Source organism: Flavobacterium sp. LC2016-23, assembly GCF_009674775.1.
GTDB lineage: Bacteria > Bacteroidota > Bacteroidia > Flavobacteriales > Flavobacteriaceae > Flavobacterium.
Genome location: NZ_WKKE01000007.1, coordinates 1 through 25,997, shown reverse-complemented (window position 1 = coordinate 25,997; position 25,997 = coordinate 1). Strand labels below are relative to the sequence as shown.

Genomic DNA, 25,997 nt, shown 5'->3' with positions numbered 1-25,997 from the left:
TACAGTTACAGTTTGCAGTTTACAAAAACTCATAACTTATAACTCATAACTTATAACTACAGAAATGGATTTAAAAGAAAAATTAGTATCGTCTTTTATGGCTTTTGAAGAGCGTGTTGATGTACATTCAGATTTACATGACATACGCACGAACGCCTTAAAAAACTTCGAAAATAAAGGTTTCCCAACCAAAAAAGAAGAAGCCTGGAAATACACATCGCTAAACGCCATCTTAAAAAATGACTTTACGGTTTTTCCAAAGCAGGAAAATGCAATTGAATTTAATCAGGTAAAAAAATACTTTTTACACGAAATCGATACGTATAAACTGGTATTTATCGATGGCGTTTTCAGTTCGCATTTGTCTTCTACGACACATGACGGAATCGATGTTTGCTTAATGTCATCGGCATTGACCAAACCAAAATATAAAATGGTTATTGATACCTACTTCAATCAGATTGCAAGCAAAGACGAAAGTTTAACTTCGCTGAATACTGCTTTTGCAAGTGAAGGAGCTTTTATCAATATTCCACAGAAAAAAGTAGCGGATAAACCTATTGAAGTGATGTATTTCTCTACAGGAAATGAAGCTGCACTTATGGTTCAGCCCCGAAATTTGATTATTGTTGGAGAAAATTCACATGTTCAGATTATCGAGCGTCACCAGAGTCTAAATGAAAATCCGGTTTTAACCAATTCGGTTACAGAGATTTTTGCTCAGAAACGCGCCATTGTTGATTATTACAAAATTCAAAATGATAACAGTGAAGCCAATCTGGTAGATAATACCTACGTTTCACAACAACAGGAAAGCCACGTATATGTACATACGTTCTCTTTTGGAGGAAATCTGACACGTAACAATCTGAACTTCTACCATTTCGGAGAAAGACTGACAAGTACCCTAAACGGAATCACAATTATCGGTGAAAAACAACACGTAGATCATTATACACTGGTAAACCATGCAACACCAAACTGCGAAAGTTTCCAGGATTACAAAGGGATCTTCTCGGATCGTTCTACAGGAGTTTTCAACGGAAAAGTTTACGTAGAAAAAGAAGCTCAAAAAACAAACGCTTTTCAAAAAAGCAACAACATTTTATTGAGTGACAAAGCGACAATCAATGCAAAACCACAATTGGAAATTTTTGCTGATGACGTAAAATGTTCTCACGGATGTACTGTCGGACAGCTTGATGAAACCGCAATGTTCTACATGCAGTCACGCGGAATTCCGAAGAAAGAAGCAAAAGCTTTATTGATGTACGCCTTCTCAAATGCCGTTATCGAAAGCATTAAAATACCGGAATTAAAACAACGTATTACTAAAATTATCGCCATGAAATTAGGCGTTAATTTAGGGTTCGATTTGTAATAGCTTAACCGCAAGGTTCGCAAAGATTTACGCAAAGTCCGCAAAGTTTTTTATATAAACTTTGCGGACTTTGCGCTTTTTACTTAGCTCTTTGCGGTTAAATTTACTTTTTTACAGAAGAAATTATCCCCTTCAAAAACCCATTAAAATCAAATCCCTGATCCTCCTCTTTCAATCCCATTCTTACAATAACCATATCGAGAGACGGAATAATCGCTACCATCTGCCCCTGGTATCCGCTGCAATAAAACATATCACGAGGCACATCCGGAAATTTGCCTCCGGCGTTCAACCAGAATTGAGCCCCGTATTTTCCATCAGAAGTATTGGTTGGCGTTGCCGTATATTTTACCCAGCTTTCATCCAGAATTTGTTCTCCGTTCCAGTTTCCTTTATGAAGATATAATAATCCAAATTTAGACCAGTCACGCGCTGTGGCCCATGCGTACGAAGAACCCACAAACGTTCCGGACATATCCTGCTCCACAATCATTGAATTCATTCCGATTTTATCAATTACGGCGCTGTACCAGAAATCCAAATATTCCTGCTGTGTTTTAAATTGATTTTTTAAAATTCTGGACAATAAATTTGTGGTTCCGGAAGAGTAATTCCAATGTGTGTTGGGTTTAAACTGCGCCGGTTTGTCCATTTGAACTTTTCCCATATCTTCTGCCTGAAAAAGCATTTTTGTAGCATCGCAAATCGTACTGTAATTCTCTTCCCATTCTAAACCGGAATTCATGTGCAGTAAATCGTTTATGGTAATATTTTTACGATCGTCATTTTTCCATTCCGCAATTGGAGCTGGTTTATAAATATCAATTTTTCCCTGTTTGGCTAAAACTCCAAAAGCCGAACTGGTAATACTTTTTGTCATGGACCAGCCTAGAATTTTGCTGTCTTTTGTAAAACCGGTATCGTATTTTTCGGCTATCAGTTTATTTTTGTACAAGACTACAACTGCTCGTGTACGCTTTGTTTTTCCTGCGTTTTTATCAAAAGAACCATCAACCGCTTTTTTTAATTTTGAATAGTCCACATTCGAAAAAAGGGTGTCCACCGGATCCATATTCCCGTAAGGAAAAGGTAAAGCTTTCGATTTTGCTCTTTTTGGCAGCAGGTAAGGTTTTGAAACATCAAAATCATCATTAATTAAAGTGGCACCCAAACCTTCCCGATAAATCGCTTTGCGCTCTTTTAGTCCGTACACATTTGACGTTACAAACTTTCCCGCCTCATCAATCGAGTTGGAAGCCAAATCGATCATCTTGATATCGTTGTCCGTTTTTTGAATTAAATCCAACGGCCGGTGATCCAGAAAATGCCCCGAAGCAACACTTTTGGCCGAAAACCCGGAAATCAAATCAAGTTTTGGATAAGTCGTAAATCCAAAATATAAAAAGGCAATAACTAAAACAAGTACAAGCAGTTTGAGGATTTTTTTCATAATTTTTCAGCTTTTTACTGCAATATAATTAATTTATACGCATGTTATTACAACTCAATTTAGAAATACAATCAGGAATATTCATAAATCCGGATTAAAAGTTAAAAAATAAACATTTCAGCCTTCCCCCGATAGCGTCATAAAAGGAAATTATAGAATAGCCGCATAAAACAATTTAGTTTTAGTACTTTTGTAAATAGATTTTTTCTAAATAAGACATGCTAGATATTCAAAAAATAAGAGCTGAATTTCCGATACTTTCACAAACTGTAAACGGAAAACCCTTAGTATATTTCGACAACGGTGCCACTTCGCAAAAACCGCAAATTGTGATTGATGCCATCGCAAAATATTATCAGGAAATAAACGCCAATATTCACCGTGGTGTTCATACTTTAAGTCAATTAGCTACCGATGCGTACGAGATTTCCCGTGGCAAGGTACAGCACCATATAAATGCTAAATTCGCACATGAAGTCCTTTTTACTTCCGGAACTACACACGGAATCAATTTAGTGACCAATGGTTTTGCTTCGATTTTAAAACCGGGCGACGAGGTAATTGTTTCGTCTCTGGAACATCACAGTAATATAGTGCCCTGGCAGATGTTATGTGAAAAGACGGGAGCTGTACTGAGAGTCATTCCGATAAACGAAGATGGTGAATTGATTATGGAAGCCTATGAGTCACTTCTGTCCGAAAAGACAAAAGTGGTTACGGTCAACCATATCTCAAATGCTTTGGGAATCATCAATCCAATTAAATACATAATCGAAAAAGCACATGCTGTCGGCGCGGCTGTTTTGATTGATGGTGCTCAGGCTGTTCCGCATTTAAAACCGGACGTTCAGGATCTGGATTGTGATTTTTATGCTTTCTCCGGACATAAAATGTGCGGCCCGACAGGAACCGGAATTTTATACGGAAAAGAAGCGTGGCTAAATAAACTTCCTCCGTATCAGGGAGGTGGTGAAATGATCAAGGAAGTTACTTTCGAAAAAACAACCTATGCCGATCTTCCACATAAATTTGAGGCCGGAACACCAAATATTGCGGGCGGAATTGTATTGGGAACTGCGATTGATTATTTAAATACTGTCGGTTTTGAAAACATTCAGAAACAGGAAGAAGAATTATTAGCGCATGCCACAAAAAGTTTATTAGAAATTGAAGGCCTGAAAATTTACGGAACCGGAAAGAATAAAGCGTCAGTAGTTTCGTTTAATATTGATGGAATACACCCTTACGATATTGGTTCCATCATTGATAAATTAGGAATTGCAGTGAGAACCGGACATCATTGTGCACAGCCGATTATGAATTTCTTTTGTATTCCCGGAACGATTCGTGCTTCTTTTTCTTTTTACAATACTAAAGAGGAAATTGATCTGATGGTGGAAGCCGTCAAAAAAGCAAAAACAATGTTAAGCTAAAAAAAAACTAACTTATGCGAATAGTATCTTTATTACTTTTAACTGTCTTTATTGTAACTGGTTGTTCAAGCCAAAAAAAAACAGACATGACAACAACACAAATTGAATATTCAGCTGTTTCAAGAGGACTTTATAAAAAGATACTTGTTCAAAACGAATCTGTCTCTGTTACAAATGGCAGAAACGATGAAGCTGTTAAAACTAAAATAGAGGCTTCAAAATGGAACAAAATTGTTGCTGAATTCGAAAAAGTGAATTTAGAAAGCATTCCGGATCTGAAAGCCCCGACAGAAAAACGTTTTTATGATGGCGCTGCCATCGGAAATTTAAAAATAACTTCAAACGGAAAAACCTACGAAACAAAAGGATTTGACAATGGTTTTCCTCCAAAGGAAATAGAAAAACTGGTCAACTTATTGGTAGATTTTGCTAAAGAATAATTATGACAATAAAAGAAATTCAAAACGAGATAATAGATGAATTTTCAATGTTTGATGACTGGATGCAACGTTACGAATACATCATCGAACTGGGAAAAAGTCTTCCGTTAATAAAAGAAGAATACAAAACGGACAACAATTTAATTAAAGGATGCCAGTCAAAAGTTTGGCTGCAAGGCGAACAAGCTGACGATAAAATTGTATTTACTGCAGACAGTGATGCCATTTTAACGAAAGGTATCATTGCTATTTTAATCCGCACTTTTTCGGATCAGAAGGCAAAAGATATTCTGGAAGCAGACACAGATTTCATAGATGAAATTGGGTTAAAAGAACATTTATCGGCAACACGTGCAAACGGATTAGTGTCGATGATAAAAAATATTAAAATGTACGCTTTGGCTTTTGACGCTAAAAGTAAAAATTAAATTTCTTCTGCCACGAATTTCACAAATTAACACGAACTTTTTAATTCGGGAAATTTGTGAAATTCGTGGCAAAAAAAAACAAAAACAATAAAATGGAAATGGAACAAGAAATAGACACAAACGAATTAGGAGAATCAATCGTAAAAGTTTTAAAAGGAATTTACGACCCTGAGATCCCTGTAGATATTTACGAATTAGGACTGATTTATGACGTAATGGTAAACACCGATTACGAAGTAAAAATCCTGATGACGTTAACCTCTCCAAACTGCCCGGTAGCAGAAAGTTTACCAAGGGAAGTAGAAGAAAAAGTAAAAACCATCGAGCATATCAAAGATGTTGATGTAGAAATTACTTTCGATCCGCCATGGAGTAAAGACTTAATGAGCGAAGAAGCAAAATTAGAATTAGGAATGCTTTAAGAAAGTATACAGTTTGCAGTCTCAGTCTCAGTTTTCAGTGCGCACTGTGACTGTGACTGAGCACTGTGACTGAGGCTTTAGCTGAAAACTAAAAAAAATGGAAGAAATAATCAATAAAGTTGCCAATAGTGCACTGGAAGTATTTGATCTTGAAGATTATTACCCAAAGGGAATGCGTGTGCAGCTTGACATTTCACAATGGCTTTTGGAAGGTTTCTTATTAAAAGAAAAAGACTTCAGGGAGCATTTAAAAAATCACGACTGGTCACAATATCAGGATCAGTATGTTGCCGTCAACTGCAGTACCGATGCTATTATTCCGGCCTGGGCTTTACTATTGGTTGCGATTCAATTGGCGCCTTATGCCAAAAAAACAGTCAACGGAACGATCGAGGATCTAAATGGCAGTTTATACGAAGAGATTTTAAGTAAAATCGATTATTCGGCGTACCAGAACAAACCTGTTATTGTAAAAGGCTGTTCAAAGAAGCCTGTTCCTGTTCGCGCTTATATTTTAGCAACAACCTATCTGCAGCCTTTTGCAAGAAGTATTATGTACGGAGAAGCTTGTTCTGCAGTACCTTTATACAAGGAAGTTAAGAAATAACGTGCTTTAAGCACCAATTAATCCTACAGAATCTGGCGGTTTTTAGTATATTTGTTATTACACTTTAAACTAAATACTATGAGAAAGATATTCTTATTACTCTTCGTTTTAGCAAATCTTACTTTTCTTCAGGCACAAAATTCCGAAAAAGAACTAGTTGAAAACACTGAAAAAGCCGTAAAAAAAATAAATGACACAATTGAGGGGGAAGGCTGGAAAGCAAAAGGAATTGTATCTCTTTTACTAAATCAGTCCAGTTTTAATAACTGGCTCGCAGGAGGTGAAGACAGTTTCTCCGGAACTTTAGGAATCAACTACGACTTTAATTATAAAAAAGACGACATCACCTGGGACAATAAAATTCTGGCTTCGTATGGTATTTTACAAACTAAAAATGCTGATTTTGGTAAAAAGACCGATGACCGTTTAGAATTTAATTCAATAGTCGGAAAAAGAGCTTTTGGGGAATGGTATTACTCTTTCTTTTTAAATTTCAGAACCCAATTCTCGACGGGTTACCTTTATGGAAAAGATGTAAATGGAAAAGAAATCCGTACAGAAAATACCAAATTTATGTCTCCCGGTTATCTCACAACAGGCCCTGGTATATACTGGTCTAAAGATGATAATCTGAAAATAAACTTTGCACCCCTAACCTCAAAATTCACTTTTGTAGACGGTGCCTACACTTCAGGAATCGATCAGGGAACCGGATTACCCTATGTTGATGGTGCTTATTTTGGTGTAGATGCCAACAAAACCATTAGATACGAGCTTGGTTTTTACGCATCACTTTATTACAAACTTGCCATTATGACCAACGTAACGGCAGAAAACAGTTTGAATTTATATTCTAATTATTTAGAAGACCCACAGAATGTAGACATTAATTACTCGCTGAATATTGTGATGAAAGTAAACAAATTCCTGTCCGCTAATTTAGCCTTTCAGGCTATTTATGACGATAATGCTTTTCAGGGTTTTCAAACCAGGGAGGTTTTCGGCTTGGGAATTAATTTCGGATTCTAATGTAAAAAGGAATCGATTGTATTTTTACCGCAGAAACTCCAAGTTTAAAAACCTAAAGAAACTTTGCGACTCTGCGACTTTGCGAGATTAAATATGAAAAGCTTAGCGAACTTTGCGGTTAAGGTTTTGACCTAGATTTAAAACTGTGCAGTAAAGTTTCCCGCAGATTTGGCTGATTAAGCAGATTTTCTTTTTTAATAATTTTTTAAAATAGATCCGCAAAATCTGCGAGACAAAAAATATTCGCAAAATGAAAAAATTAATATTTCTCGCAAAGAACGCAAAGATTTTAACACGTTAGGTTTTATAAAAAAAGTTCGCAAAGCTAAATCCTAGATAAGCTTTGCGAACTTTGTGTTTATAAAGGTACGCTGGATATAATCCTGTCGTTCTTTGCAGTAAAATTTTATTTATTCGTCATCCTCTTTTTCTTCTTTTTCGATTGCATCCTTATAATCCGGATACAAAAATTTATTATACGGAAATCTTGTGATATGAATCTGGCGAACAGCTTCATAAACGGTTTCCCTAAATTCTTCGAAATTTTCTTTTTGGGTTGCCGAAATAAATAACGCTTTATCCTGACCTACATTGCTCATCCAGGTTTGTTTCCATTCCTCAAGCGTGTAATGTCTTCTTGTCTTTTCAGTAATTAAATCATCCTCATCGATTGTCAGGTGTTTGTAAGCATCAATTTTATTAAAAACCATGATCGTGGGTTTGTCATTACTTTTGATCTCTAATAACGTCTGATTTACAGATTCGATATGATCCTCGAAATCCGCATGTGAAATATCCACAACATGCAGCAACAGATCTGCTTCACGAACCTCATCCAGTGTACTTTTAAAAGAATCTACCAATTGTGTTGGTAATTTTCTAATAAAACCTACTGTGTCAGAAAGTAAGAATGGCAGGTTTTTAATCACGACTTTACGAACGGTTGTATCCAGCGTTGCGAATAATTTATTCTCTACAAAAACATCGCTTTTACCCACAGCATTCATCAAAGTCGATTTTCCAACATTGGTATATCCCACCAGCGCCACACGTACCATTGCTCCGCGATTACTACGCTGAATTCCCATCTGCTTATCGATAGTTTTGATTTTGTCTTTCAGTAACGCAATTCTGTCACGCACAATACGTCTGTCCGTTTCGATCTCCGTTTCACCGGGACCACGCATACCAATACCACCTTTCTGGCGTTCAAGGTGTGTCCACAAACCGGATAGTCTTGGTAGTAAGTAGATACACTGTGCCAATTCTACCTGAGTTCTTGCATAAGAAGTTTCTGCCCGCTGCGCAAAAATATCCAGAATCAGATTGGTTCTGTCTAAGATTTTACAATCAATAATTTTTGATATATTTTTCTGCTGTGATGGCGATAATTCATCATCAAAAATTAAAGTTGATATGTCGTGCTCTTTTACAAAAAGATTAATTTCTTCGATTTTACCTGTTCCAACAAAAGTTTTCGGGTTGGGGCGTTCCATTTTTTGCGAAAAACGCTTGATCACTTCCCCTCCTGCGGTAAAAGTCAAAAACTCTAATTCGTCTAAATATTCGTTTAGTTTTTCCTCACTTTGATTTTGAGTTACAATACCAACAATGGCCGTTCTCTCAAAATTTATAACTTCTTTTTCTAACATAGCTTTGAATAAGGTGCAAATTTAATGATTTGTAAGTGACTACACTTATAGAATTTTATTTTTAAGTTCTATTTAGGAAATTATCGTCTTTATTTAAAAAAAATAAGTCCTTTAAAAATTAAAATCTTAATTTCTAAAGGACTTAAAAAATAAAGTATAACGTCGTTATTCGTAAATAAAAGTCTTTTCTGTTTTTACAATACCATTTTCTTCAAGCTGCGAACAGGATATCGGATAATTTAATTTATTGTATTTGTATTTTCGGCTTACCGCTACCAAAGCTGTAGAAGAAGGGCTGAAATTCACTTCGTTATTATACGAAATACTCTCAAAACTAAATTCATCTTCATGGTATGAAATCATCGGTACGATTATTTTGTAATTATCTCCAAAAAGATTCTGAACAATTAAAGATTCAACCGATTTTTTATCATCGTACGTATAGGTTTTAGAGATTTTATCTCCCACTAAACCTTTATGTTTAGACACATTATCATTCACATAAACGTATTCTATTTTACCAATGATCTGTTTGTTTCTATCACGTGAAGTACGTCTTACGATAATACCATTTTCAACAATGTATTCAATATCATCCACTATATTCTGGTGATTGGTACTTTTTTTCGTGATTGCTTTTATTCGCGCTCCTTCGTAGGTAAACGTTACCGTTTTGGTAATGTAATCATTACCTTCATGATATTTGTTTACGAATTTTATAATGTTGTTATCGGCATCATACGTATAATTGATCACTTCTTTCCAGTCGCTTCCAACTTTTTCTTTTACAGTCATATCCAGCAAACCGTTTTTGTTGTAAAAAAATTTCTGAATAACATCGGAAGTAGTAATCGTTTGTATTTTTCCTTCACTAAAAACCACTGTTTTATTTACAATTTCACCATCCTTATAATTTTGGTAATTGGTTTTTACAATGTTGATCTGTTTTAAACGGACAGGGGGAGCGTCCTGACTATGCACTAAACATGGAAATACCATCATGATGATGGCAAGTAAGTAGATTTTTTTCATGGTATTTGTATCGATTTGGGATGACCAAAATACAAAATCCAATTAAATTTTAACAGGCTCAGGCTTAAAAACTGTTGATTTTTAAATAATACTCTAAAAACCAATACTTTAATTTAATTTTTAAAAAAAGGTGTGGCTATTTTTCTCCATAAATTTTTACATCATCAATCATAAAAGCGCCGTTTAAGGTTTTGTCTTTTCCGGAGCCGATATATTTAAAGGCAATATTGATCTTTCCGGAATAAGGTGACAAATCTATCGCGCCCGAGCTTATAAACTGACGGGAAGGCGTTGACTGTGTGGCTATTTTTGCTTCCAATTTTGTCCATTGAGCTTTCTTTAGGTTCGAGCCGTCAAAATTGGCTGACACATAAATTTCCAATGCATTCAGCGGGGAATCCACTTTTAAATCATGTTGGGCACTTCTAAAAGACAGCACCCCATTTTTATAGGAATCCATATCTATTTTAGGAGAAACAAGCCAGGCGATGTTTTCGGCAGCAGTGGTGCTGGTGGTATTAAATTCGGCATAACCATTCCCTCCGTACACCATACTTTTCCATAACTTTGAGGCTTTTTCTACGACATTGCCCCAGCCCGGCAGATTAAAATTTACATTGTTTTTTACCGATTGGAAATCCTCCGAAAAGAAAGGCGCACTCCTTTTTCCTTCCATCATAACATCGCTTTCAAATCGGGCGACTAATTGATAATCAGATCCGAATTTTGTGATCACTCCACGTACTTTTCCGCTCCCTTCAGGTACGATACCGGCAGCAAAATTGGCAAAACTACTGGTCCTGAAAATAATTTGATTTCCCGTCTTATCCGTCAGGTTCCAGTTAGTTGCACCGCCAATAGTATTGGATTCCTCAAAGTAATGACGACCGATTGCCGCTTCTGTAAATTGTACGTCTTTAAGATCCACTAAAGTGTTTAACTTATTTTCGTTTAAAGCTTCTTCTATCGAAAGAGACTGAACCAATTGATTTTCATCAACGACTACACAAGAAGCATTCAGTACATTTTTATAATCATTTTGAGAAACCCTTCCTATTGTTGGTTCACCCGAATTACTGGCATACAAACTACCAATTCTTAACGCACCATAACTGAGATCTGTATATTGATTTTTAAGCTTAATGTATACTTTGTTTCCGACACAAAAATCTACGTAGCTATTGGCTGCATCAACAGCAACACTAAATCCTTGTGCAGGATGTTGCTCATTCGCTAATGTCTGAAAAGAAATCGTCCTGAAGAAATTACCTGCTTCATCTGACGATACCACATAGCCTTCAATGACGTCATCGTAATTATACTGCTTCGGAACTAAACCGGAAACGCTTTTTACTTTTTCTACGGTCTGATTTACGGGGAGATTTACCTGCTCACATCCCAATTTCGGAATTTCGATTTCCGTGCTGCAGGCACAAAAAAGGTATAATTGTATGGCTAGAAAAGAGCTTACATATATATTTCTCATAATATAATCTGTTTTTAAGTTTTATAATGTGATACTAATGTTAACGAAATAGGTTCTTCCGTAGCCATAAAAATATTTGGGACCAAAGGATGGAGTTCCGCTGGAAACATCCTGATTAAGGGCTCTAAAATTGGCATTTCTTGCCTGTTCAAAACCACCTGTTTTATAAGACAAATCAAAAACATTATTGACACTTGCAAAAAAGCCAACATATTTTCCAAAAACCCGCCAGGATTTTCCTCCTGTAATATTTAGTAAAGAAACCGGATTGAATTTTTCCTGTCGTAATAATTCATTAGCCCGTTCTTGGGTGGCTTCCGGAAAAGCTAAACCATTTTTTGAATTGATGTAAAAACGGTTGGTTCTGGCGATGGGCGAAACATCGATATAATTATCCGTCAAATAATTAATATTCGCAGCAAGCCACCAAAATTTAGGATCCCTGTATTCCAAACCAAGTGAGTAGGCCTGTTGGGGCGTTCCTGGCTGTTTGTAATTTTTAAGTCGGGATTCTCCAAAATCAAAAGCGGCCTGTGCATTCGCTTTTGCAGCATTGGCATCATTGGTGATAAAAACATTTGGATTACTGCTGTACGTATAATGGCCGTATGCAGCCGATAAAGTTGTTTTCAATGTTGCCGAAACCTGATATTCAAAACTAAGTTCAGCTCCCTTATTCTTCTTGTCCAGATTCGTTAGCGTCTGGCCTACAAAAGCATCCGTATTATTATATCCGGCACCTTTATCAAAGATTCCTTCTGCATAAAAAAAGGAGCTTCTGGTGGTGTTTTTTATCAGACTGTAATAAAGGGTTGTTCTGATTTTAAGCTTAGGCGAACGGTATACATAATTTGCTTCTGCGCTGCTTATGTTTTCATTTTCAATTCCGTTCACATTGGCGTTATTGAGCCTTGAATTTGAAAAAGTATTTCGAAGTGAAGGTGCCCTTGTCAGATACATTCCATTAAAAAACAGTCCTTGTTTTCCTGAAATCTTATACGTAAATCCACCTTTGAAGCCAAAATTTTCAAAATTTACTTTTTGGCTTTTACCCAGTGAAGTAGTTTGATAAATTCCGTTTTGATACAATCCTTCTCTTTGATAATTGGACACCGAATACGATTGTGCCAGGTAAAGTTCCGTTTTTTTATAATTGAATTTAAATTGTGTAAACGCATCAACAGTCGTTGCCAGAAGATTATAGTTGTAGCCATAGTGATCTCCCACTTTTACCTGCCGGTTTGGGTTTCGCAAGTCAGATTGTGCCTGATTGCCACTGTAAAAAGCATCAATATCCATAAAATATTCCCCTCCCAGTAAATCTAAAAGAGATTGAAACTGATGTGATTTTAAATTCCGAAAAGTAATTCCACAGTCAAAAGCGCTGTTTTCTGTGAGTTCTATATTTAAGTTTGAGTTTGCCCCAAATGTTTTGTCGTCTGTCCGGTCTTCGTACAAAACATAATGACTTTGTACCGGTCCGTATCCTGTAATGATTCCGTCGGTATTTGTTATGGGTTTCTGATTGGCACGATAGATTTCTTCCCAGTTAATCTGAGGGTTGTTCAAAAACAATTCTTTACTTTTTTCGGCATTTTCATGGTCAGGCGTAAAGTCTCCTGAGAATCCTCCTTTATCAGCGGCATACATAGAGCTGAAATAACTTGGTAATTTTCGGTAATAAACAGGATCCGGACTTGGTGTATTCTGATAATCGATATTGCTGTTTCCTGTTTTTCCAAATTGGTACATCATACCCGAATTCAGGTTTGCTTTTTCATTTATTTTAAAATAATGGTTCAGCATTAAAAGCGGTTCTTCAATATTTTTTACTCTGGCGTTTCGCTTTTTACCGTTTTGCCAGCCCCAGTAGGAATTGTATTTTCCATTTGTCAATTGAGTAACCTCAGCTGTATTGGCAGAGTTTTTTCCACGGGAATTTGGCGTATAAAATCCTGTAAAATTAATCGAGTGCCGTTTGTTTACGTTCTTTTCGATACTTAGAAAAAAAGATTCCCCATCGAAATTTGTTCCTTCAAAATACCCTTCATTTCCAATACGCTTCCCTGCCGAAACGACATACGCCCAGCCTGAAGAATTCATGCCTGAAGCATAGGTTCCCATAGCCCGCCAGTTGTACGTTGTATTGCTTCCGGAGAACGAAAGACGTTCTCCTTTTCTGTATAAGGAAGCCCGCGTATAAATTTGCTGCGTGCCCAAAACACCTCCAAAACTATAAAGCGAAGCTGCTCCGCCAATAGAAAATTCCTGGTTTCGAAGTACATCATTTAATCCTCCCCAGTTGGCCCATTGCGGCCTTCCGTCGTAAATTTTATTCATTGGCATTCCATTCAGCATCATGGTGCCGTTTTCGCTGTCCAGACCACGTACTTTAAACCGGGCCTGTCCCCAACTAAAAGCGGAGGCCTGAAAAAAAGCATCTTTTGCCGATTGTAAAAGGCCTGAAGTCATTTCGCTGGAACTGTTATCATCAGACAAATCACTTTCGAGCAGGGTAATTAAAGTACCCTGGACCTCATCTGTAAAAGTATCTTCTAATTGTAAAATCCCTAAAGTAAGGTTGGCGTAGATATTTATTTTCAGCAGTAAATCTTTATACCCCTGACTGTGCACCAAAAGCAACTGCTCTCCTTTGAGGGAAGAATACAATACGAATTTTCCGTTTGCTCCGGTAAGTTGTGTGACAGAAGAATTCTGAATGCTTACTACAACATTTTCCAGCGGGTTTTGCGTTTTTGCATCAATCACGATTCCTGAAATGGCAATTTCCTTTTGTGCAAAAGCAAGTCCAAAAGGCAGCAAAATAAAAAACAACAGGTACTTTTTTCTCATGGATAACACCAATTAACTTTGATAAATTGTTTAGGATTAAAATGTTTAAAAAAGCAAACATTCAATCCTTACCTCAAAGGATAAAATTGGTCTTTGGAAAAAAGGTATTATAAAATGGCCGAACAATTGTTCGCGCTTCAAAGATAATTATTATTAATTAAAACAATACTTTTCTTACTATTTTATTTTAAAAGAAAACAGAAGATTCTAAATGTATACAGATTTACACCAATATGATTTCATTATGAGATCGCATGGTGTGCTATAAAATCTTCGAAAAAGATGCTTAATTAGGTAGTTCTGATTTTAGAAACCATAAAAGCAATCAGAACCCCAAAAATTCCGATAAAAGCAAAGGAGAACTGAAGTCCAAAGTTTTGGGCAATGTGTCCGATTACCGGAGGTCCCATTAAAAAACCGAGAAAACTAACGCTGGACACTATCGTTAAAGCCTCTCCGGGCGGCACTGTCGGATTTTTTCCGGCCATACTGTAAACCGTTGGAACAATCGTTGCAACTCCGAGTCCAACCATCATAAAAGCAATGGTACAGGGAATAATGTAAGGAAGAAAAACGGCGGTAAAAAGTCCGGCAGAAATCATTACACCGCTGATTTGCATAACACGTTCACGGCCAAATTTATTGATCATTCCGTCTCCTAAAAATCGTCCGCTGGCCATCATAATCATGAAGGAAGTGTACCCTAAAACCACCAGTGGTCCCGGTGCCTCGACAACATCTTTAAAGTAAACGCCGCTCCAGTCAAACATGACACCTTCGCTCGCCATGCTGCAAAAACCAATTACGCCCAGCCAGATCAATGCGCTGTCCGGTTTCACAAAAAGCTTTTTCTTTTCTCCGCTTTTCGCCTTAATTTTTTCTTTGGCCCTCACCAAAAACTTAAAATTAAAAGCAACCATAAGCAGCACTACCGCGCCAACAATTAAAAAATGATGAAGCGGACTTAAGTTTAAGGCTAGCATCCCTAAACCGACCAAAGCCCCTGTAAATCCGGCAAAGCTCCACATGCCGTGAAAAGATGACATAATTGTTTTTTTGAAAAGAACTTCGGTATAAACCCCTTGTGTATTGACGGCAATGTTGGCTAAATTTCCAAACAATCCGAACAGAAACAAACCTAAGGATAACTGCAAAACAGTAGTTGCCAAACCTAAATTGGTAAGGCATAAAACATACATGATCAGCGAAAAAATCAAAATACGATGGCTTCCGAACTTGGTGACCATTTTTCCTGAAAAAGGCATGATTACCAACTGTCCCATCGGTAATGCAAAAAGTATAGATCCCAAATCTCCTTCTGTCAAATGAAGAGCGGTTTTAATATCCGGAATCCGGCTTGCCCAGGTGGCAAAACTTAAACCCATTCCAAAATAAAACATTCCGACAGCAAAACGAATTCGGTTTAAATAAGAAGCTTTTGCCTCTCTGTAGACTTTCTTGATTTTCCCTTTGGCCTGAAAGAATGATAATGGATTGAAATTGATCAAAATAATGCGTTTAATGTTTGTATGGCAAAAGTACTAAAAAGCTGCTTTACAGACTACCAAACCCTTCTGCTTACCAGATTTATAACGTTATTGTTTATAAATTGTATGCTTATTCGAGAAGAAAAGGTATTAGTTCGCGGGTTTTACGGGTTAGGCGGATTTTCACTGGTTTTATTTTTTGCCTTTCCCATAACTATCGAAATCACATAATTAAATGAATTTAAAATCTGTGTCAATCCGCGTAATCTGCAAAATCTGCGGGCAAACTTTTAATTGTAATATTCAAAGTTTTTTACCAATCCAAAGTGATCAGGATCACGCATAAAAAGGATTGAAAAAATCTGCGTTAATCCGCGTAATCTGCAAATCTGCTGGCAAAAAACCCTTAAAGAATAATAACCTTTTGCTGCGCAGCACTAGCAATAGCAGCTTCTATAATCTGCATTACTTTTACACCGTCTTGTGCCGTAACGGGTTCTGTTTTATCATTTGCAATTGATTCGTAAACACCATCAAAAAATGAAAAATAATTCCCCTGAAGGGTTGGTACTTTTTCACGGACTTCTTTTCCGTTAATTTCGGTATGCAAAAGCCCCTGCAAACTTTCTGATTCTGTTCCCCAGGATGCTAAATCCGGTTTTTTTCCGAGTTTTAAATCGTCTTCCTGAACATCACCGCGGGGTTTGAGGAAAGATCCCTTTTTTCCATGAAGGGTATAGGCAGGATTCGCTTCCCTGACAAAAAATCCGGCTTTTAAACGCACTCTGAAATCAGTGTAAATCAATGCCAAATCGATCCAGTCGTCTACTAAAGAATTTTCCCGGGTCACTCTGATATCCCCAAAAACGGCTTTCGGTGAACCAAACAAAGCAAGAGCCTGATCGATTAAATGGGGTCCCAAATCCTTCAGAATTCCGGCGCCGTCATTTACGGTTTCTTTATGTGCTTTCGGGCTCAGCAACGGATTGTATCTGTCAAAGTGAAATTCGGCTTCGACCAAATCTCCTAAAACGCCATCATTGATTATTTTTTGAACGGTCTTAAAGTCACTGTCCCAGCGTCGGTTCTGGAAAACAGCCAACTTCAGTCCTTTGTCTTTTGCAATTTTTGCCAGTTCCTCGGCTTCGGCCACAGTAGTGGTGAACGCTTTTTCGACAACGGCATGTTTTCCGGCCAATAGTACTTTTTTTGCATATTCGTAATGGGTACCAACCGGCGTGTTTACGATGACCAAATCGACGTCATCGGCTAATAATTCGTCAATGGACGGGTAACTTTTTACGGTCGGATAATCTTCCTGAATGAGTTTTTTGCTTCTTTCCCAGGAACCTAATAATTCAAATCCCGGATGAAGGTTTAAAAACGGGGCGTGAAAAACTTTCCCCGACATTCCGTATGATAATAGTGCTGTTTTTATTTTTTGCATTTTCGTTTCGTTTTTTTTTGCCACGGATTATTGTGATTGGAAAAGATTTTTTTTGCCAGAGATTATTGTGATGGGAAAGATTTTTTTGCCACGAATTTCACGAATTTCCGCGAATTAATTTAGCATTTTTACACGCACAGATTTGTGAAAATTAGTGCAATTCGTGGCAAACTTTTTTTAATCCTTTTAATCAAAATAATCTGTGGCAAAAAATTAAATTTTAGCTCTTTCGTATTGTTTTGGCCATTGAATATCGTCTTGTAGTTCTTTGGCGAAATCTAAAGGTAAGTTCGGGTTTCTTAGTGATTCCCTGGCGAATAAAACCAAATCGGCCTGACCGTTTTTCAAAATTTCTTCGGCTTGTTGCGATTCTGTAATTAATCCCACCGCTCCGGTTAAGATGGCAGCTTCTTTTTTGATTTTTTCAGCAAAAGAAACCTGATAACCGGGACCAATCTGAATTTTTTGGTGCGAAACCAATCCACCCGATGAAACATCAATTAAATCTACTCCTTTATCTTTTAGTATTTTCGAAAGCTTTACAGATTCTTCGGGATTCCATCCGCCTTCTGCCCAGTCTGTCGCTGAAATTCGAACGAATAACGGCAAATCTGACGGCCATTCCGACTGAACGGCTTCGACAATTTCTAAGGTAAAACGGATTCTGTTTTCAAAACTTCCTCCGTATTCGTCGGTTCTCACATTCGTTAAAGGCGATAAAAACTGGTGCAGTAAATAACCGTGTGCTCCATGAATTTCCACAACCTTATACCCCGCTTCAACAGCCCTTTTGGTCGCTGCTTTAAAATCTGAAACTACTTTTCGGATTCCGTTTGAATCCATAGCTTCCGGAAGAAACGGTTCATCATCGTGATACGGAATCGCGCTCGCAGAAACCGTCTGCCATCCGCCCTGAGCGAAATCTAATTTTTTATTGCCTTCCCACGGAGCCGAAACACTGGCTTTTCGTCCGGCATGTGCCAGCTGAATTCCGGGAATGGAGTTTTGAGAAACGATAAATTCGTTGATCTGTTTTAATTTTTGAAGGTGCTCATCTTTCCAGATTCCAAGATCTGACGGAGATATTCTTGCCTCCGGAGAAACGGCTGTCGCTTCCTGAATGATCAAAGCTGCTCCGCCACTGGCACGACTTCCGAGATGAACCAAATGCCAGTCGTTTGCAAATCCGTCAATTGCGGAGTACTGACACATAGGCGAAATAACGATTCTGTTTTTTAAAGTAATTTTTTTTATCGTAAGGGGAGAAAATAATAATGAAGCCATATTTTGTAACTTTTAATAGTTGTACGCACCTATTGGGTATGATAGCGTTTAAAAAAGTAAAGTTAAGGCATCTGCCCAAAAGGAGAAATCTAAATGTTTATTAATTAACAAACATTTAAAGCAAATGTTGTTTATTCCATAAATTATAATACTCTCCTTTTTGTTCCAGTAAATTTTGATGATTCCCAGATTCAACAATAGCTCCGTTTTTCATAACCAATATCTTATCAGCATTTGCAATTGTACTCAATCGATGCGCAATAACGATTACTGTTTTTCCCTGACTTTTAAAATTATCTATAGCATCTTTTACCACTTTTTCGGAATTTGTATCGAGTGATGATGTTGCTTCATCCATTAATAAAACTTCCGGATTTTTGTATAATGCCCTTGCTATTGCAATTCTTTGTTTTTGTCCACCGGAAAGCATTGCACCATTTTCCCCTATTTGTGTTTCAAAACCATTTGGCAATTTTTCTACGAAATCTGTTATTTGGAGTTGTTTAGACAAATCTAAAATTCTGTGAATATCCGGAAATGAATCTCCTAATGCAATATTCTCAATAATATTACCGGAAAACAAATTAAGTTGCTGTGGTATAACACCAACAATTTTCCTCACACTTTGGTAGTGAATAAATTGCGTATCATATTCACCGATATAAATTTTTCCTTCTTTTATAGGATATAGATTTTGCAATAATGAAATTAAGGTCGTTTTTCCGCTGCCACTTTCTCCCACTATTGCTGTTGTTTCATTTTTTTTGAAGATTGCATTAAATTTTTTAAATACTTCGATTCGTGATCCGTAGCGAAAAGAAACGTTTTCAAATTTTATATCACCTATTTTTTCTCTTTGAATTTCAATTTTGTTCTCAGTTTCTTCCCGTTCCAGATCTATAATTTCAAAAAGCCTATCAGCTGCAATCAAAGCATTTTGTGCTGTTTTGTTCATTTCTATTAGTGAAGCAACTGGAGATGTAAAATAACCTATCAAAGCATAAAAGGAGAATAATTCGCCGGGAGTAATATTTCGATCGATTACATATCCCGATCCGATCCATATTAATACAACAGTAAATACAGAAGCCAGAATTTGAGTCGATGTATTAGCAAAAAGACCATTTAATCCGGATTTATAAGTAGTAAACAATAATTTTACAAATTTATTCTCGGTTCTCAGATTTGAAAATTCTTCAATCCCAAACTCTTTTACAGTCCTGACATGTGTAATACTTTCAACTAACTGAGTTTGAAGTTCAGCTGAATCCTCCATAATACTTCGTTCTACTTTCTTGTTTAATTTGTTCAGAATAAAATAAATTGTGCTGTAAAATGGAATCACTAGCAAAATAACCAAAGCTAATTTCCAATAATAAATAAACATTAAGGCAAACGAAAAAATTAAAATAAAGATGTTAACAATCATCTCTATAGCAACTTCATTTATAAAGGATCGAATTTTTACAGCATCGTTTATTCTGGATATTATTTCCCCTATTTGCATTGTATCAAAAAAACGCTGGGGCAGATGCAACAAATGCTTATAGTAACCAAGAATTAATTTCGCATCAATTAATTGCCCCGTTTTCATTACAAAAATGCTTTTTTTAGAGCCGATGTATGCCTGAAGCAAAATAATGACAATCATAGAAATACTCAACAAATTGAGTAGATTTCTATTGCCGTCTACCAGAACATAATCCGTTATTTTTTGAATATAAACAGACATCGCCAATCCTAGTACGGTATATACAACTGCACCAACTAAAGCCTGAATTAAAATCGTTTTATGTGGCTGAATTAAATTCCAAAAACGTTTTATGGGTGAAGTTTTTTCATTCAATATTTTAAAATCTTCATTAGGTGCAAAAAGAATTAATACTCCCGACCATATTTTTTGAAAATCTTCGAAAGTATAAATTACCATTTTACCAAAACCCGGATCCATAACCGTTAGTTTAGATTTATCAACTTTATAAATTACAATATAATGATGCAACTGTTCTTTTGTAACGATATGGGCTATTGTGGGAAGCGGAATTTTGTGTAACGAATCAATACTTCCTTTTACTGCTTTGGCAGTAAAACCTATTTTTTCGGCAGCTTCAATAATTCCCAAAACATTCGTACCTCTCTTATCTGTATTGGCATATTGGCGAATTCTCGCTAAAGGAAGATTAACTTTAAAATGGTTTCCAATAGATACCAAACAAGCAGCACCACAATCTTTAATATCATGTTGTTTTATTTTAATTGAAGCCATTTATTTTTTACTTGATATTTGTTTTGGATTCAGCCAATCATCTATTTTGTCAAATAATAAATCGAACAAGCTTCTGCGGGTTATTATATATCTTGTTGTTAGTGTCATTCCTTTTGAAACACTGGCTTTATAACCGGATTTTAAGTGTAGTGTAGTTGAACTCATGGCACATCGGACTTTAAAAAAAGCCTGCTCTCCCTGAATCGTTATATTCCGATCAATATCAATTACTTTTCCTTCTAAAAAACCCCATTGATTATAGTTAAAAGCATCAAACTGAAGTTTTACTTTTTGGTTTTTCTTAATTAAGCCAATATCATTTGGAGAAATACTACATTCGGCAATAAGATATTCTGTAGGTGAAATTGTTGCAATAGATTGTGAAGCACTTACAAAAGAACCTTTTTGAATACCTGAATAATTTTCGATTGTACCTGAAATAGGAGCCAAAACTACATAATTGCTTGACTCTACATTTATTTTCGCAACAGTTCCGGTAAGGTTTTTAAGCCGTTCTTCTAAATCCCTTTTCTGATTCTCCCAAGTTAAGTTTTGCTGACTTACAAAACTTTGCAGTGCTTGTTTAGATATACGTAATTCATAATCATTTTTCTCAAAATCTGCTTTTGCAATAATATCTTTATCGTATAAAATCTTATTTCGATCATAATTTATTTGCGCTTGCGAGATTTTGCTTTGCAATTCATTGGTTTCAGACTGAAATTTCAACAATTCTTCTCTTCCTGCAGACGTCTGTAAATCAATTGTTTCATTTTTTAAAATGTTCGAAATATCCTGTAGTATTGCTGAAACAGCATCCGATAAGGCATCCTGGGTTTTTTTATCATTTTCCAGATTTTCTTTAGCAATTTTTAAAATCGTATCTCCTTTTTTTACCAAACCATTATTTTTTAAATGAATCCAATTAACCTTGCCGGTTACTATTGTAAAAACGGGAACATTATCTATTTTACTTCGAATTATACCGCGACTCTGGCTACTTATATCAATTTTAATAATGGGCAGTAATCCCAGAAAAATTATAATTCCTGCAATAACAACAACGTAAATTGAGAAACTCTTTGTGTTGTTTTTTGAAATAAGGTTTTCCAGTGTATTTATTGGATCTGAAGTGAAGTTCATAAAATAAGTATTAGCTTTAAAAACAAAAAGTTTACAGCAAGCAGTCTTTCTTGAATTTAACAGATCTATTATAAAAATTCAATAATAGGGAAGCATTATTTTTTTTCTGAGTACCTGAATTTATCGAAGTTTTTAGGCAATTCATTTGTAATGGTTAATTTGTTCGAAGTAAGATTGGGTTTAATTTTTATAACTCTTGTTTTTTCATCAATTTCAACTTCGTCTATACTCCGCATATTAACCACATCTAAATGCTGTACTTTGAATTTATATGTGCCCTTTTTAAGATCAATTACTACATATTCGCTTGCTCTTAGCTGACCTAATGGTTTATCGTTAATCCAGATATTTAATCTCGCTGTATTATCTATTTTATGTGAAATACCAGCACCATTATAGATAAGTATTTTGCCATTTCCCAGTTTATCTAATTCAACCTTCTCAAAACCACCTTTAATAAAAGTATAGTCAGAAGGAATAGCTTTTAATCCACATGAATATGCTAAAAATAGTGTGAAAAAAAATACTGTTGTTCTAATTGTTTTTAAAATATAGTGTCTCATTTATGATTGTATTAGTGTTTTTTTTTAATAAGAGCATCTCAATTATTGTGAATTTAAAGAGCCTTGAAAAACTCAAGGCTCTTTTTTTTGTTTAATTTAAAATATTGCTCCTGTAAGTAAATCTCCTCTATAATATCCCGTAGAGTTACCAGGAGCATTAGAAACACCTCCTCCGGGCCCATTAACTTTTTTACTATTATTATTAGAAATTAAACCAACTCCTATTATTAATGCTCCAAGAGCAATAAAAGTAAAAAGATCTCCACCACGTACTTCCTGAACTTCCTGAACATTAAGTTCAACTAAATTTAAATCTTCTAAATTCATAATTTTTAAATTTTAAAAATGTTAATAATAAAATCTAACAAAATCATTTTCTCGAGAACTTATTTGTCAGAGCAAACTTATAATAGTTCCGTCTAATAAAATTGGACGCAAACTAAAACCTCCAAAAATTTCTTTGGCTTCATCGTTTGTAATTGCTTTAAAGGAATAACTTAATTCCAGATCGAAAGGAGCTTCATAATAAAAAGTTTCTCTTTTTTTACAATATTTTATTGGTGCGTCTAAATCTTTTATGATGGCAATTGTATTGTATAACTGGCTACGGCTCAAATACATTTTTTTTGCAAACTCACAGGGGTTACCTGTTTTTTCAGCAACAATTAAGTTGTGCATTTTTTTTAAGCGCTCTATTTGTTTGACAATATCCATAACTCATGTTAGATAAATTAATGAAATACAATATTCTCGTTTAGAATCAATAGTAAAAAAGATTTTAAACGGATGGAAAATTAATTACAATAGAAATATAAAAAGGTCCGGATTAGTCTTAAAAATACCAGAATAAGACATTTTTAAGAAAGAAAAAGTAATTTCTCCCTAAAAGGCCCATTAAAAGAGGATGTGTTCCTGAAAAAAACAAGAAAATAAATCCAAATAGGTTTTAAAAAAACTTAGATACATTTATTAACAAACATTTAAAACCTTATGTATTATCTTGCACTATCAAATTAAAATAGAAACGTTACTTTTGTGCGTTAAATTACGAACTAAAAATACAAAATGGATATAGTTATCAAACTCTCTCAATTTCTATTGAGTTTATCTTTACTTATTATTCTTCACGAATTAGGACATTTTATTCCTGCTAAATTATTTAAAACAAGAGTCGAAAAATTTTACTTATTTTTTGATGTTAAATATTCTCTTATTAAAAAGAAAATCGGCGAAACAGAATACGGAATCGGATGGCTGCCGCTTGGTGGTTATGTAAAAATCTCGGGTATGATCGACGAGAGCATGGACAAAGAACAAATGGCCCTGCCTCCGCAACCTTGGGAATTTCGTTCAAAACCGGCCTGGCAGCGTTTGATTATTATGCTGGGTGGTGTTACGGTAAACTTTATCCTGGCGTTTATTATCTATATCGGAATGGCGTTTGCTTACGGTGATACTTATGTAGCTAACAGTGATCTGAAAGACGGTATTCTGGTTGAAAATCCGGTGATGCTGAAAGCTGGTTTTAAAACAGGTGATAAACTGGTTGCTATAGACGGTAAAAAAGTGGTGAATTTTGATGGTGATCTTAACATGAACATCATCATGGCTAAAAACATATTGATTGAAAGAGACGGAAAAGAGCAAACCATTGCTATGCCGACTGATTTTGTAGATCAGTTATCGAAATACGAAAAAGGTCTTTTGGTATCAATCCGTAAACCTTTTGCCATAAAAGATGTTCCTGCTGAATCTGCCAATAAAGATTTGAAAGCAAAAGATTTAATTGTGAGCATCAACGGTCAACAGGCGAAATACTACGATCAGGCAGTGGCTATTTTGGCTAATAACAAAGGGAAAACAATTCCGGGGGTTGTTTTACGTGATTTAAAGCAAACTCCTGTTACACTAAAAGTGGATAAAAACGGAAAACTGGGTGTATATCCTGGAGGTATTGATTTATCTGATTTAGAAAAATTAGGCTACTATAAAATAAGTACGAAAGAATACAGTTTCTTCGAATCTATTCCGGTTGGACTTGAAAAAGGGAAAGACCAGTTGGTAGGTTACGGAAAACAGCTGAAAATGATTTTCAATCCGGAAACAAAAGCGTACAAACAAGTAGGTGGTTTTGCAGCGATTTTTAACATTTTTCCGAGTTCATGGAGCTGGGAAGTGTTCTGGTCGATCACCGCTTTATTGTCAATTATGCTTGGTGTTATGAATTTATTGCCAATTCCTGCCCTTGACGGAGGTCACGTGATGTTTTTATTATACGAAATAATCAGCGGCAGAAAACCGAGCGATAAATTCTTAGAAAACGCCCAAATGGTTGGTTTCGTTTTACTTATAGCACTGCTTTTGTTTGCTAACGGAAACGATATCTACAAGGCAATTGTAGGCAGATAAAAATAATTGAGAAAAAGTGCTAAAATATTTTTGCGAAATTAAAAAATCAACTATATTTGCACTCGCTAAAAAGAGCAACAACTTCCTCCTTAGCTCAGTTGGTTAGAGCATCTGACTGTTAATCAGAGGGTCCTTGGTTCGAGCCCAAGAGGGGGAGCAACTTTTTTTAGCAAACATATTTACCTTTAAGGTGATTCCTTCTTAGCTCAGTTGGTTAGAGCATCTGACTGTTAATCAGAGGGTCCTTGGTTCGAGCCCAAGAGAGGGAGCAGAAAAGACTATCAGAAATGATGGTCTTTTTTTTGTTTATAACTCAACCATATTACTAGTCCTGCTTGTCATTTCGACCGAAGGGAGACCCGAGCGATAGCGAACAGACGAAGTAAATCACACTAGATGATCGACAAAGATTGACGATTATAGGAACGGAGTTTCCTGTGTCATTTCGACCAAAGGGAGAAATCACATTAAGATAATCGACAAAGATTGGCGATTATAGTTACGGAGTTTCTTGTGTGATTTCTCCTTGCGTCGAAATGACAGCAGACGATCGACAAAGATTGACAATTATAGTTACGGAGTTTCCTGTGTCATTTCGACCGAAGGGAGAAATCGCACTAGATGATCGACAAAGATTGGCGATTATAGTTACGGAGTTTCCTGTGTGATTTCTCCTTGCGTCGAAATGACAGCAGGCGATCGACAAAGATTGACAATTATAGTTACGGAGTTTCCTGTGTCATTTCGACCGAAGGGAGACCCGAGCGATAGCGAACAGACGAAGTAAATCGCACTAGATGATCGACAAAGATTAGCGATTATAGTTACGGAGTTTCCTGTGTGATTTCTCCTTACGTCGAAATGACAGCAGGCGATCGACAAAGATTGGCGATTATAGTTATGGAGTTTCTTGTGTGATTTCTCCTTGCGTCGAAATGACAGCAGGCGATCGACAAAGATTAGCGATTATAGTTACGGAGTTTCCTGTGTCATTTCGACCGAAGGGAGAAATCACATTAAGATAATCGACAAAGATTAGCGATTATAGTTACGGAGTTTCTTGTGTGATTTCTCCTTGCGTCGAAATGACAACAGGCGATCGACAAAGATTGGCGATTATAGTTATGGAGTTTCTTGTGTGATTTCTCCTTGCGTCGAAATGACAGCAGGCGATCGACAAAGATT

The 25,997-nt window shown here is 36.1% G+C and carries 21 protein-coding genes and 2 tRNA genes; 10 read left to right on the top strand and 13 right to left on the bottom strand.

Annotation, left to right across the window (positions count from 1 at the left end; genetic code table 11):
- The first annotated feature begins 64 nt into the window (after nucleotides 1-64).
- Entirely contained in the window at nucleotides 65-1,381 is a 1,317-nt protein-coding gene (gene sufD / locus GJU43_RS07355; protein WP_154340143.1) for a Fe-S cluster assembly protein SufD, read from the top strand.
- Between the two features lie 103 nt (nucleotides 1,382-1,484).
- Here sufD and GJU43_RS07350 read toward each other — a convergent pair whose 3' ends face one another.
- The gene (locus GJU43_RS07350; protein ID WP_154340142.1) at nucleotides 1,485-2,831 is read right to left on the bottom strand and encodes a serine hydrolase; all 1,347 of its coding nucleotides are present in this window, start codon (nucleotides 2,829-2,831) and stop codon (nucleotides 1,485-1,487) included.
- 218 nt (nucleotides 2,832-3,049) lie between these two features.
- On the opposite strand from GJU43_RS07350, the gene GJU43_RS07345 reads away from it, so the two are divergent.
- The 6 genes from GJU43_RS07345 (at nucleotide 3,050) to GJU43_RS07320 (ending at nucleotide 7,190) form a co-directional block, all read left to right on the top strand.
- Nucleotides 3,050-4,264: an aminotransferase class V-fold PLP-dependent enzyme gene (locus tag GJU43_RS07345; protein ID WP_154340141.1), complete on the top strand. Its 1,215-nt coding sequence runs from the start codon at nucleotides 3,050-3,052 to the stop codon at nucleotides 4,262-4,264.
- A gap of 86 nt (nucleotides 4,265-4,350) precedes the next feature.
- Complete coding sequence (locus GJU43_RS07340; RefSeq protein WP_370455536.1) at nucleotides 4,351-4,704, top strand: hypothetical protein; 354 nt, start codon at nucleotides 4,351-4,353, stop codon at nucleotides 4,702-4,704.
- A gap of 2 nt (nucleotides 4,705-4,706) precedes the next feature.
- Nucleotides 4,707-5,132 (top strand): SufE family protein, encoded by a 426-nt coding sequence (locus tag GJU43_RS07335; RefSeq protein ID WP_154340139.1) that lies wholly within the window; start codon nucleotides 4,707-4,709, stop codon nucleotides 5,130-5,132.
- A gap of 98 nt (nucleotides 5,133-5,230) precedes the next feature.
- Complete coding sequence (locus GJU43_RS07330; RefSeq protein WP_053472865.1) at nucleotides 5,231-5,554, top strand: SUF system Fe-S cluster assembly protein; 324 nt, start codon at nucleotides 5,231-5,233, stop codon at nucleotides 5,552-5,554.
- Between the two features lie 97 nt (nucleotides 5,555-5,651).
- On the top strand, nucleotides 5,652-6,161 hold the full coding sequence (locus GJU43_RS07325; RefSeq protein ID WP_154340138.1) for a DUF2480 family protein: 510 nt from the start codon (nucleotides 5,652-5,654) through the stop codon (nucleotides 6,159-6,161).
- Between the two features lie 78 nt (nucleotides 6,162-6,239).
- The gene (locus GJU43_RS07320; protein ID WP_154340137.1) at nucleotides 6,240-7,190 is read left to right on the top strand and encodes a DUF3078 domain-containing protein; all 951 of its coding nucleotides are present in this window, start codon (nucleotides 6,240-6,242) and stop codon (nucleotides 7,188-7,190) included.
- A 410-nt stretch (nucleotides 7,191-7,600) separates the two neighbouring features.
- On the opposite strand, the gene hflX is transcribed toward GJU43_RS07320, so the two are convergent.
- From hflX to GJU43_RS07260, 12 genes are all read right to left on the bottom strand, one after another.
- Complete coding sequence (gene hflX, locus GJU43_RS07315) at nucleotides 7,601-8,842, bottom strand: GTPase HflX (protein WP_154340136.1); 1,242 nt, start codon at nucleotides 8,840-8,842, stop codon at nucleotides 7,601-7,603.
- Between the two features lie 165 nt (nucleotides 8,843-9,007).
- Nucleotides 9,008-9,874 (bottom strand): hypothetical protein, encoded by an 867-nt coding sequence (locus GJU43_RS07310; RefSeq protein ID WP_154340135.1) that lies wholly within the window; start codon nucleotides 9,872-9,874, stop codon nucleotides 9,008-9,010.
- Between the two features lie 136 nt (nucleotides 9,875-10,010).
- Complete coding sequence (locus GJU43_RS07305; protein ID WP_154340134.1) at nucleotides 10,011-11,360, bottom strand: DUF5689 domain-containing protein; 1,350 nt, start codon at nucleotides 11,358-11,360, stop codon at nucleotides 10,011-10,013.
- Between the two features lie 21 nt (nucleotides 11,361-11,381).
- The gene (locus GJU43_RS07300) at nucleotides 11,382-14,213 is read right to left on the bottom strand and encodes a TonB-dependent receptor (RefSeq protein ID WP_154340133.1); all 2,832 of its coding nucleotides are present in this window, start codon (nucleotides 14,211-14,213) and stop codon (nucleotides 11,382-11,384) included.
- Nucleotides 14,214-14,503: 290 nt separating this feature from the next.
- Entirely contained in the window at nucleotides 14,504-15,721 is a 1,218-nt protein-coding gene (locus tag GJU43_RS07295; protein ID WP_154340132.1) for an MFS transporter, read from the bottom strand.
- 385 nt (nucleotides 15,722-16,106) lie between these two features.
- Nucleotides 16,107-17,147: a Gfo/Idh/MocA family oxidoreductase gene (locus tag GJU43_RS07290; protein WP_154340131.1), complete on the bottom strand. Its 1,041-nt coding sequence runs from the start codon at nucleotides 17,145-17,147 to the stop codon at nucleotides 16,107-16,109.
- Nucleotides 17,148-17,360: 213 nt separating this feature from the next.
- Nucleotides 17,361-18,431, bottom strand: coding sequence for an NADH:flavin oxidoreductase/NADH oxidase (locus GJU43_RS07285; RefSeq protein WP_154340130.1), 1,071 nt, complete (start codon nucleotides 18,429-18,431; stop codon nucleotides 17,361-17,363).
- A gap of 115 nt (nucleotides 18,432-18,546) precedes the next feature.
- Nucleotides 18,547-20,697 (bottom strand): peptidase domain-containing ABC transporter, encoded by a 2,151-nt coding sequence (locus GJU43_RS07280; RefSeq protein ID WP_154340129.1) that lies wholly within the window; start codon nucleotides 20,695-20,697, stop codon nucleotides 18,547-18,549.
- Nucleotides 20,698-21,840, bottom strand: coding sequence for an HlyD family secretion protein (locus tag GJU43_RS07275; protein WP_154340128.1), 1,143 nt, complete (start codon nucleotides 21,838-21,840; stop codon nucleotides 20,698-20,700).
- Nucleotides 21,841-21,935: 95 nt separating this feature from the next.
- Nucleotides 21,936-22,403 (bottom strand): hypothetical protein, encoded by a 468-nt coding sequence (locus GJU43_RS07270; protein WP_154340127.1) that lies wholly within the window; start codon nucleotides 22,401-22,403, stop codon nucleotides 21,936-21,938.
- Nucleotides 22,404-22,499: 96 nt separating this feature from the next.
- On the bottom strand, nucleotides 22,500-22,730 hold the full coding sequence (locus tag GJU43_RS07265) for a hypothetical protein (RefSeq protein WP_154340126.1): 231 nt from the start codon (nucleotides 22,728-22,730) through the stop codon (nucleotides 22,500-22,502).
- Between the two features lie 66 nt (nucleotides 22,731-22,796).
- Nucleotides 22,797-23,081 carry a hypothetical protein gene (locus GJU43_RS07260; protein ID WP_154340125.1) on the bottom strand — a complete coding sequence of 95 codons (285 nt, stop codon included), beginning with the start codon at nucleotides 23,079-23,081 and terminating at the stop codon, nucleotides 22,797-22,799.
- A 387-nt stretch (nucleotides 23,082-23,468) separates the two neighbouring features.
- On the opposite strand from GJU43_RS07260, the gene rseP reads away from it, so the two are divergent.
- From rseP to GJU43_RS07245, 3 genes are all read left to right on the top strand, one after another.
- Entirely contained in the window at nucleotides 23,469-24,812 is a 1,344-nt protein-coding gene (gene rseP / locus GJU43_RS07255; RefSeq protein ID WP_154340124.1) for an RIP metalloprotease RseP, read from the top strand.
- A gap of 83 nt (nucleotides 24,813-24,895) precedes the next feature.
- A tRNA-Asn gene (locus GJU43_RS07250) sits at nucleotides 24,896-24,969 on the top strand.
- A gap of 38 nt (nucleotides 24,970-25,007) precedes the next feature.
- A tRNA-Asn gene (locus GJU43_RS07245) sits at nucleotides 25,008-25,081 on the top strand.
- Nucleotides 25,082-25,997: the final 916 nt, after the last annotated feature.

Excerpts from the sequence above, each read along its gene's own strand:
- sufD (WP_154340143.1), top strand. The coding sequence starts at position 65 with ATGGATTTAAAAGAAAAATTAGTATCGTCTTTTATGGCTTTTGAAGAG.
- GJU43_RS07350 (WP_154340142.1), bottom strand. The coding sequence starts at position 2,831 with ATGAAAAAAATCCTCAAACTGCTTGTACTTGTTTTAGTTATTGCCTTT.
- GJU43_RS07345 (WP_154340141.1), top strand. The coding sequence starts at position 3,050 with ATGCTAGATATTCAAAAAATAAGAGCTGAATTTCCGATACTTTCACAA.
- GJU43_RS07340 (WP_370455536.1), top strand. The coding sequence starts at position 4,351 with ATGACAACAACACAAATTGAATATTCAGCTGTTTCAAGAGGACTTTAT.
- GJU43_RS07335 (WP_154340139.1), top strand. The coding sequence starts at position 4,707 with ATGACAATAAAAGAAATTCAAAACGAGATAATAGATGAATTTTCAATG.
- GJU43_RS07330 (WP_053472865.1), top strand. The coding sequence starts at position 5,231 with ATGGAACAAGAAATAGACACAAACGAATTAGGAGAATCAATCGTAAAA.
- GJU43_RS07325 (WP_154340138.1), top strand. The coding sequence starts at position 5,652 with ATGGAAGAAATAATCAATAAAGTTGCCAATAGTGCACTGGAAGTATTT.
- GJU43_RS07320 (WP_154340137.1), top strand. The coding sequence starts at position 6,240 with ATGAGAAAGATATTCTTATTACTCTTCGTTTTAGCAAATCTTACTTTT.
- hflX (WP_154340136.1), bottom strand. The coding sequence starts at position 8,842 with ATGTTAGAAAAAGAAGTTATAAATTTTGAGAGAACGGCCATTGTTGGT.
- GJU43_RS07310 (WP_154340135.1), bottom strand. The coding sequence starts at position 9,874 with ATGAAAAAAATCTACTTACTTGCCATCATCATGATGGTATTTCCATGT.
- GJU43_RS07305 (WP_154340134.1), bottom strand. The coding sequence starts at position 11,360 with ATGAGAAATATATATGTAAGCTCTTTTCTAGCCATACAATTATACCTT.
- GJU43_RS07300 (WP_154340133.1), bottom strand. The coding sequence starts at position 14,213 with ATGAGAAAAAAGTACCTGTTGTTTTTTATTTTGCTGCCTTTTGGACTT.
- GJU43_RS07290 (WP_154340131.1), bottom strand. The coding sequence starts at position 17,147 with ATGCAAAAAATAAAAACAGCACTATTATCATACGGAATGTCGGGGAAA.
- GJU43_RS07285 (WP_154340130.1), bottom strand. The coding sequence starts at position 18,431 with ATGGCTTCATTATTATTTTCTCCCCTTACGATAAAAAAAATTACTTTA.
- GJU43_RS07280 (WP_154340129.1), bottom strand. The coding sequence starts at position 20,697 with ATGGCTTCAATTAAAATAAAACAACATGATATTAAAGATTGTGGTGCT.
- GJU43_RS07275 (WP_154340128.1), bottom strand. The coding sequence starts at position 21,840 with ATGAACTTCACTTCAGATCCAATAAATACACTGGAAAACCTTATTTCA.
- GJU43_RS07270 (WP_154340127.1), bottom strand. The coding sequence starts at position 22,403 with ATGAGACACTATATTTTAAAAACAATTAGAACAACAGTATTTTTTTTC.
- GJU43_RS07265 (WP_154340126.1), bottom strand. The coding sequence starts at position 22,730 with ATGAATTTAGAAGATTTAAATTTAGTTGAACTTAATGTTCAGGAAGTT.
- GJU43_RS07260 (WP_154340125.1), bottom strand. The coding sequence starts at position 23,081 with ATGCACAACTTAATTGTTGCTGAAAAAACAGGTAACCCCTGTGAGTTT.
- rseP (WP_154340124.1), top strand. The coding sequence starts at position 23,469 with ATGGATATAGTTATCAAACTCTCTCAATTTCTATTGAGTTTATCTTTA.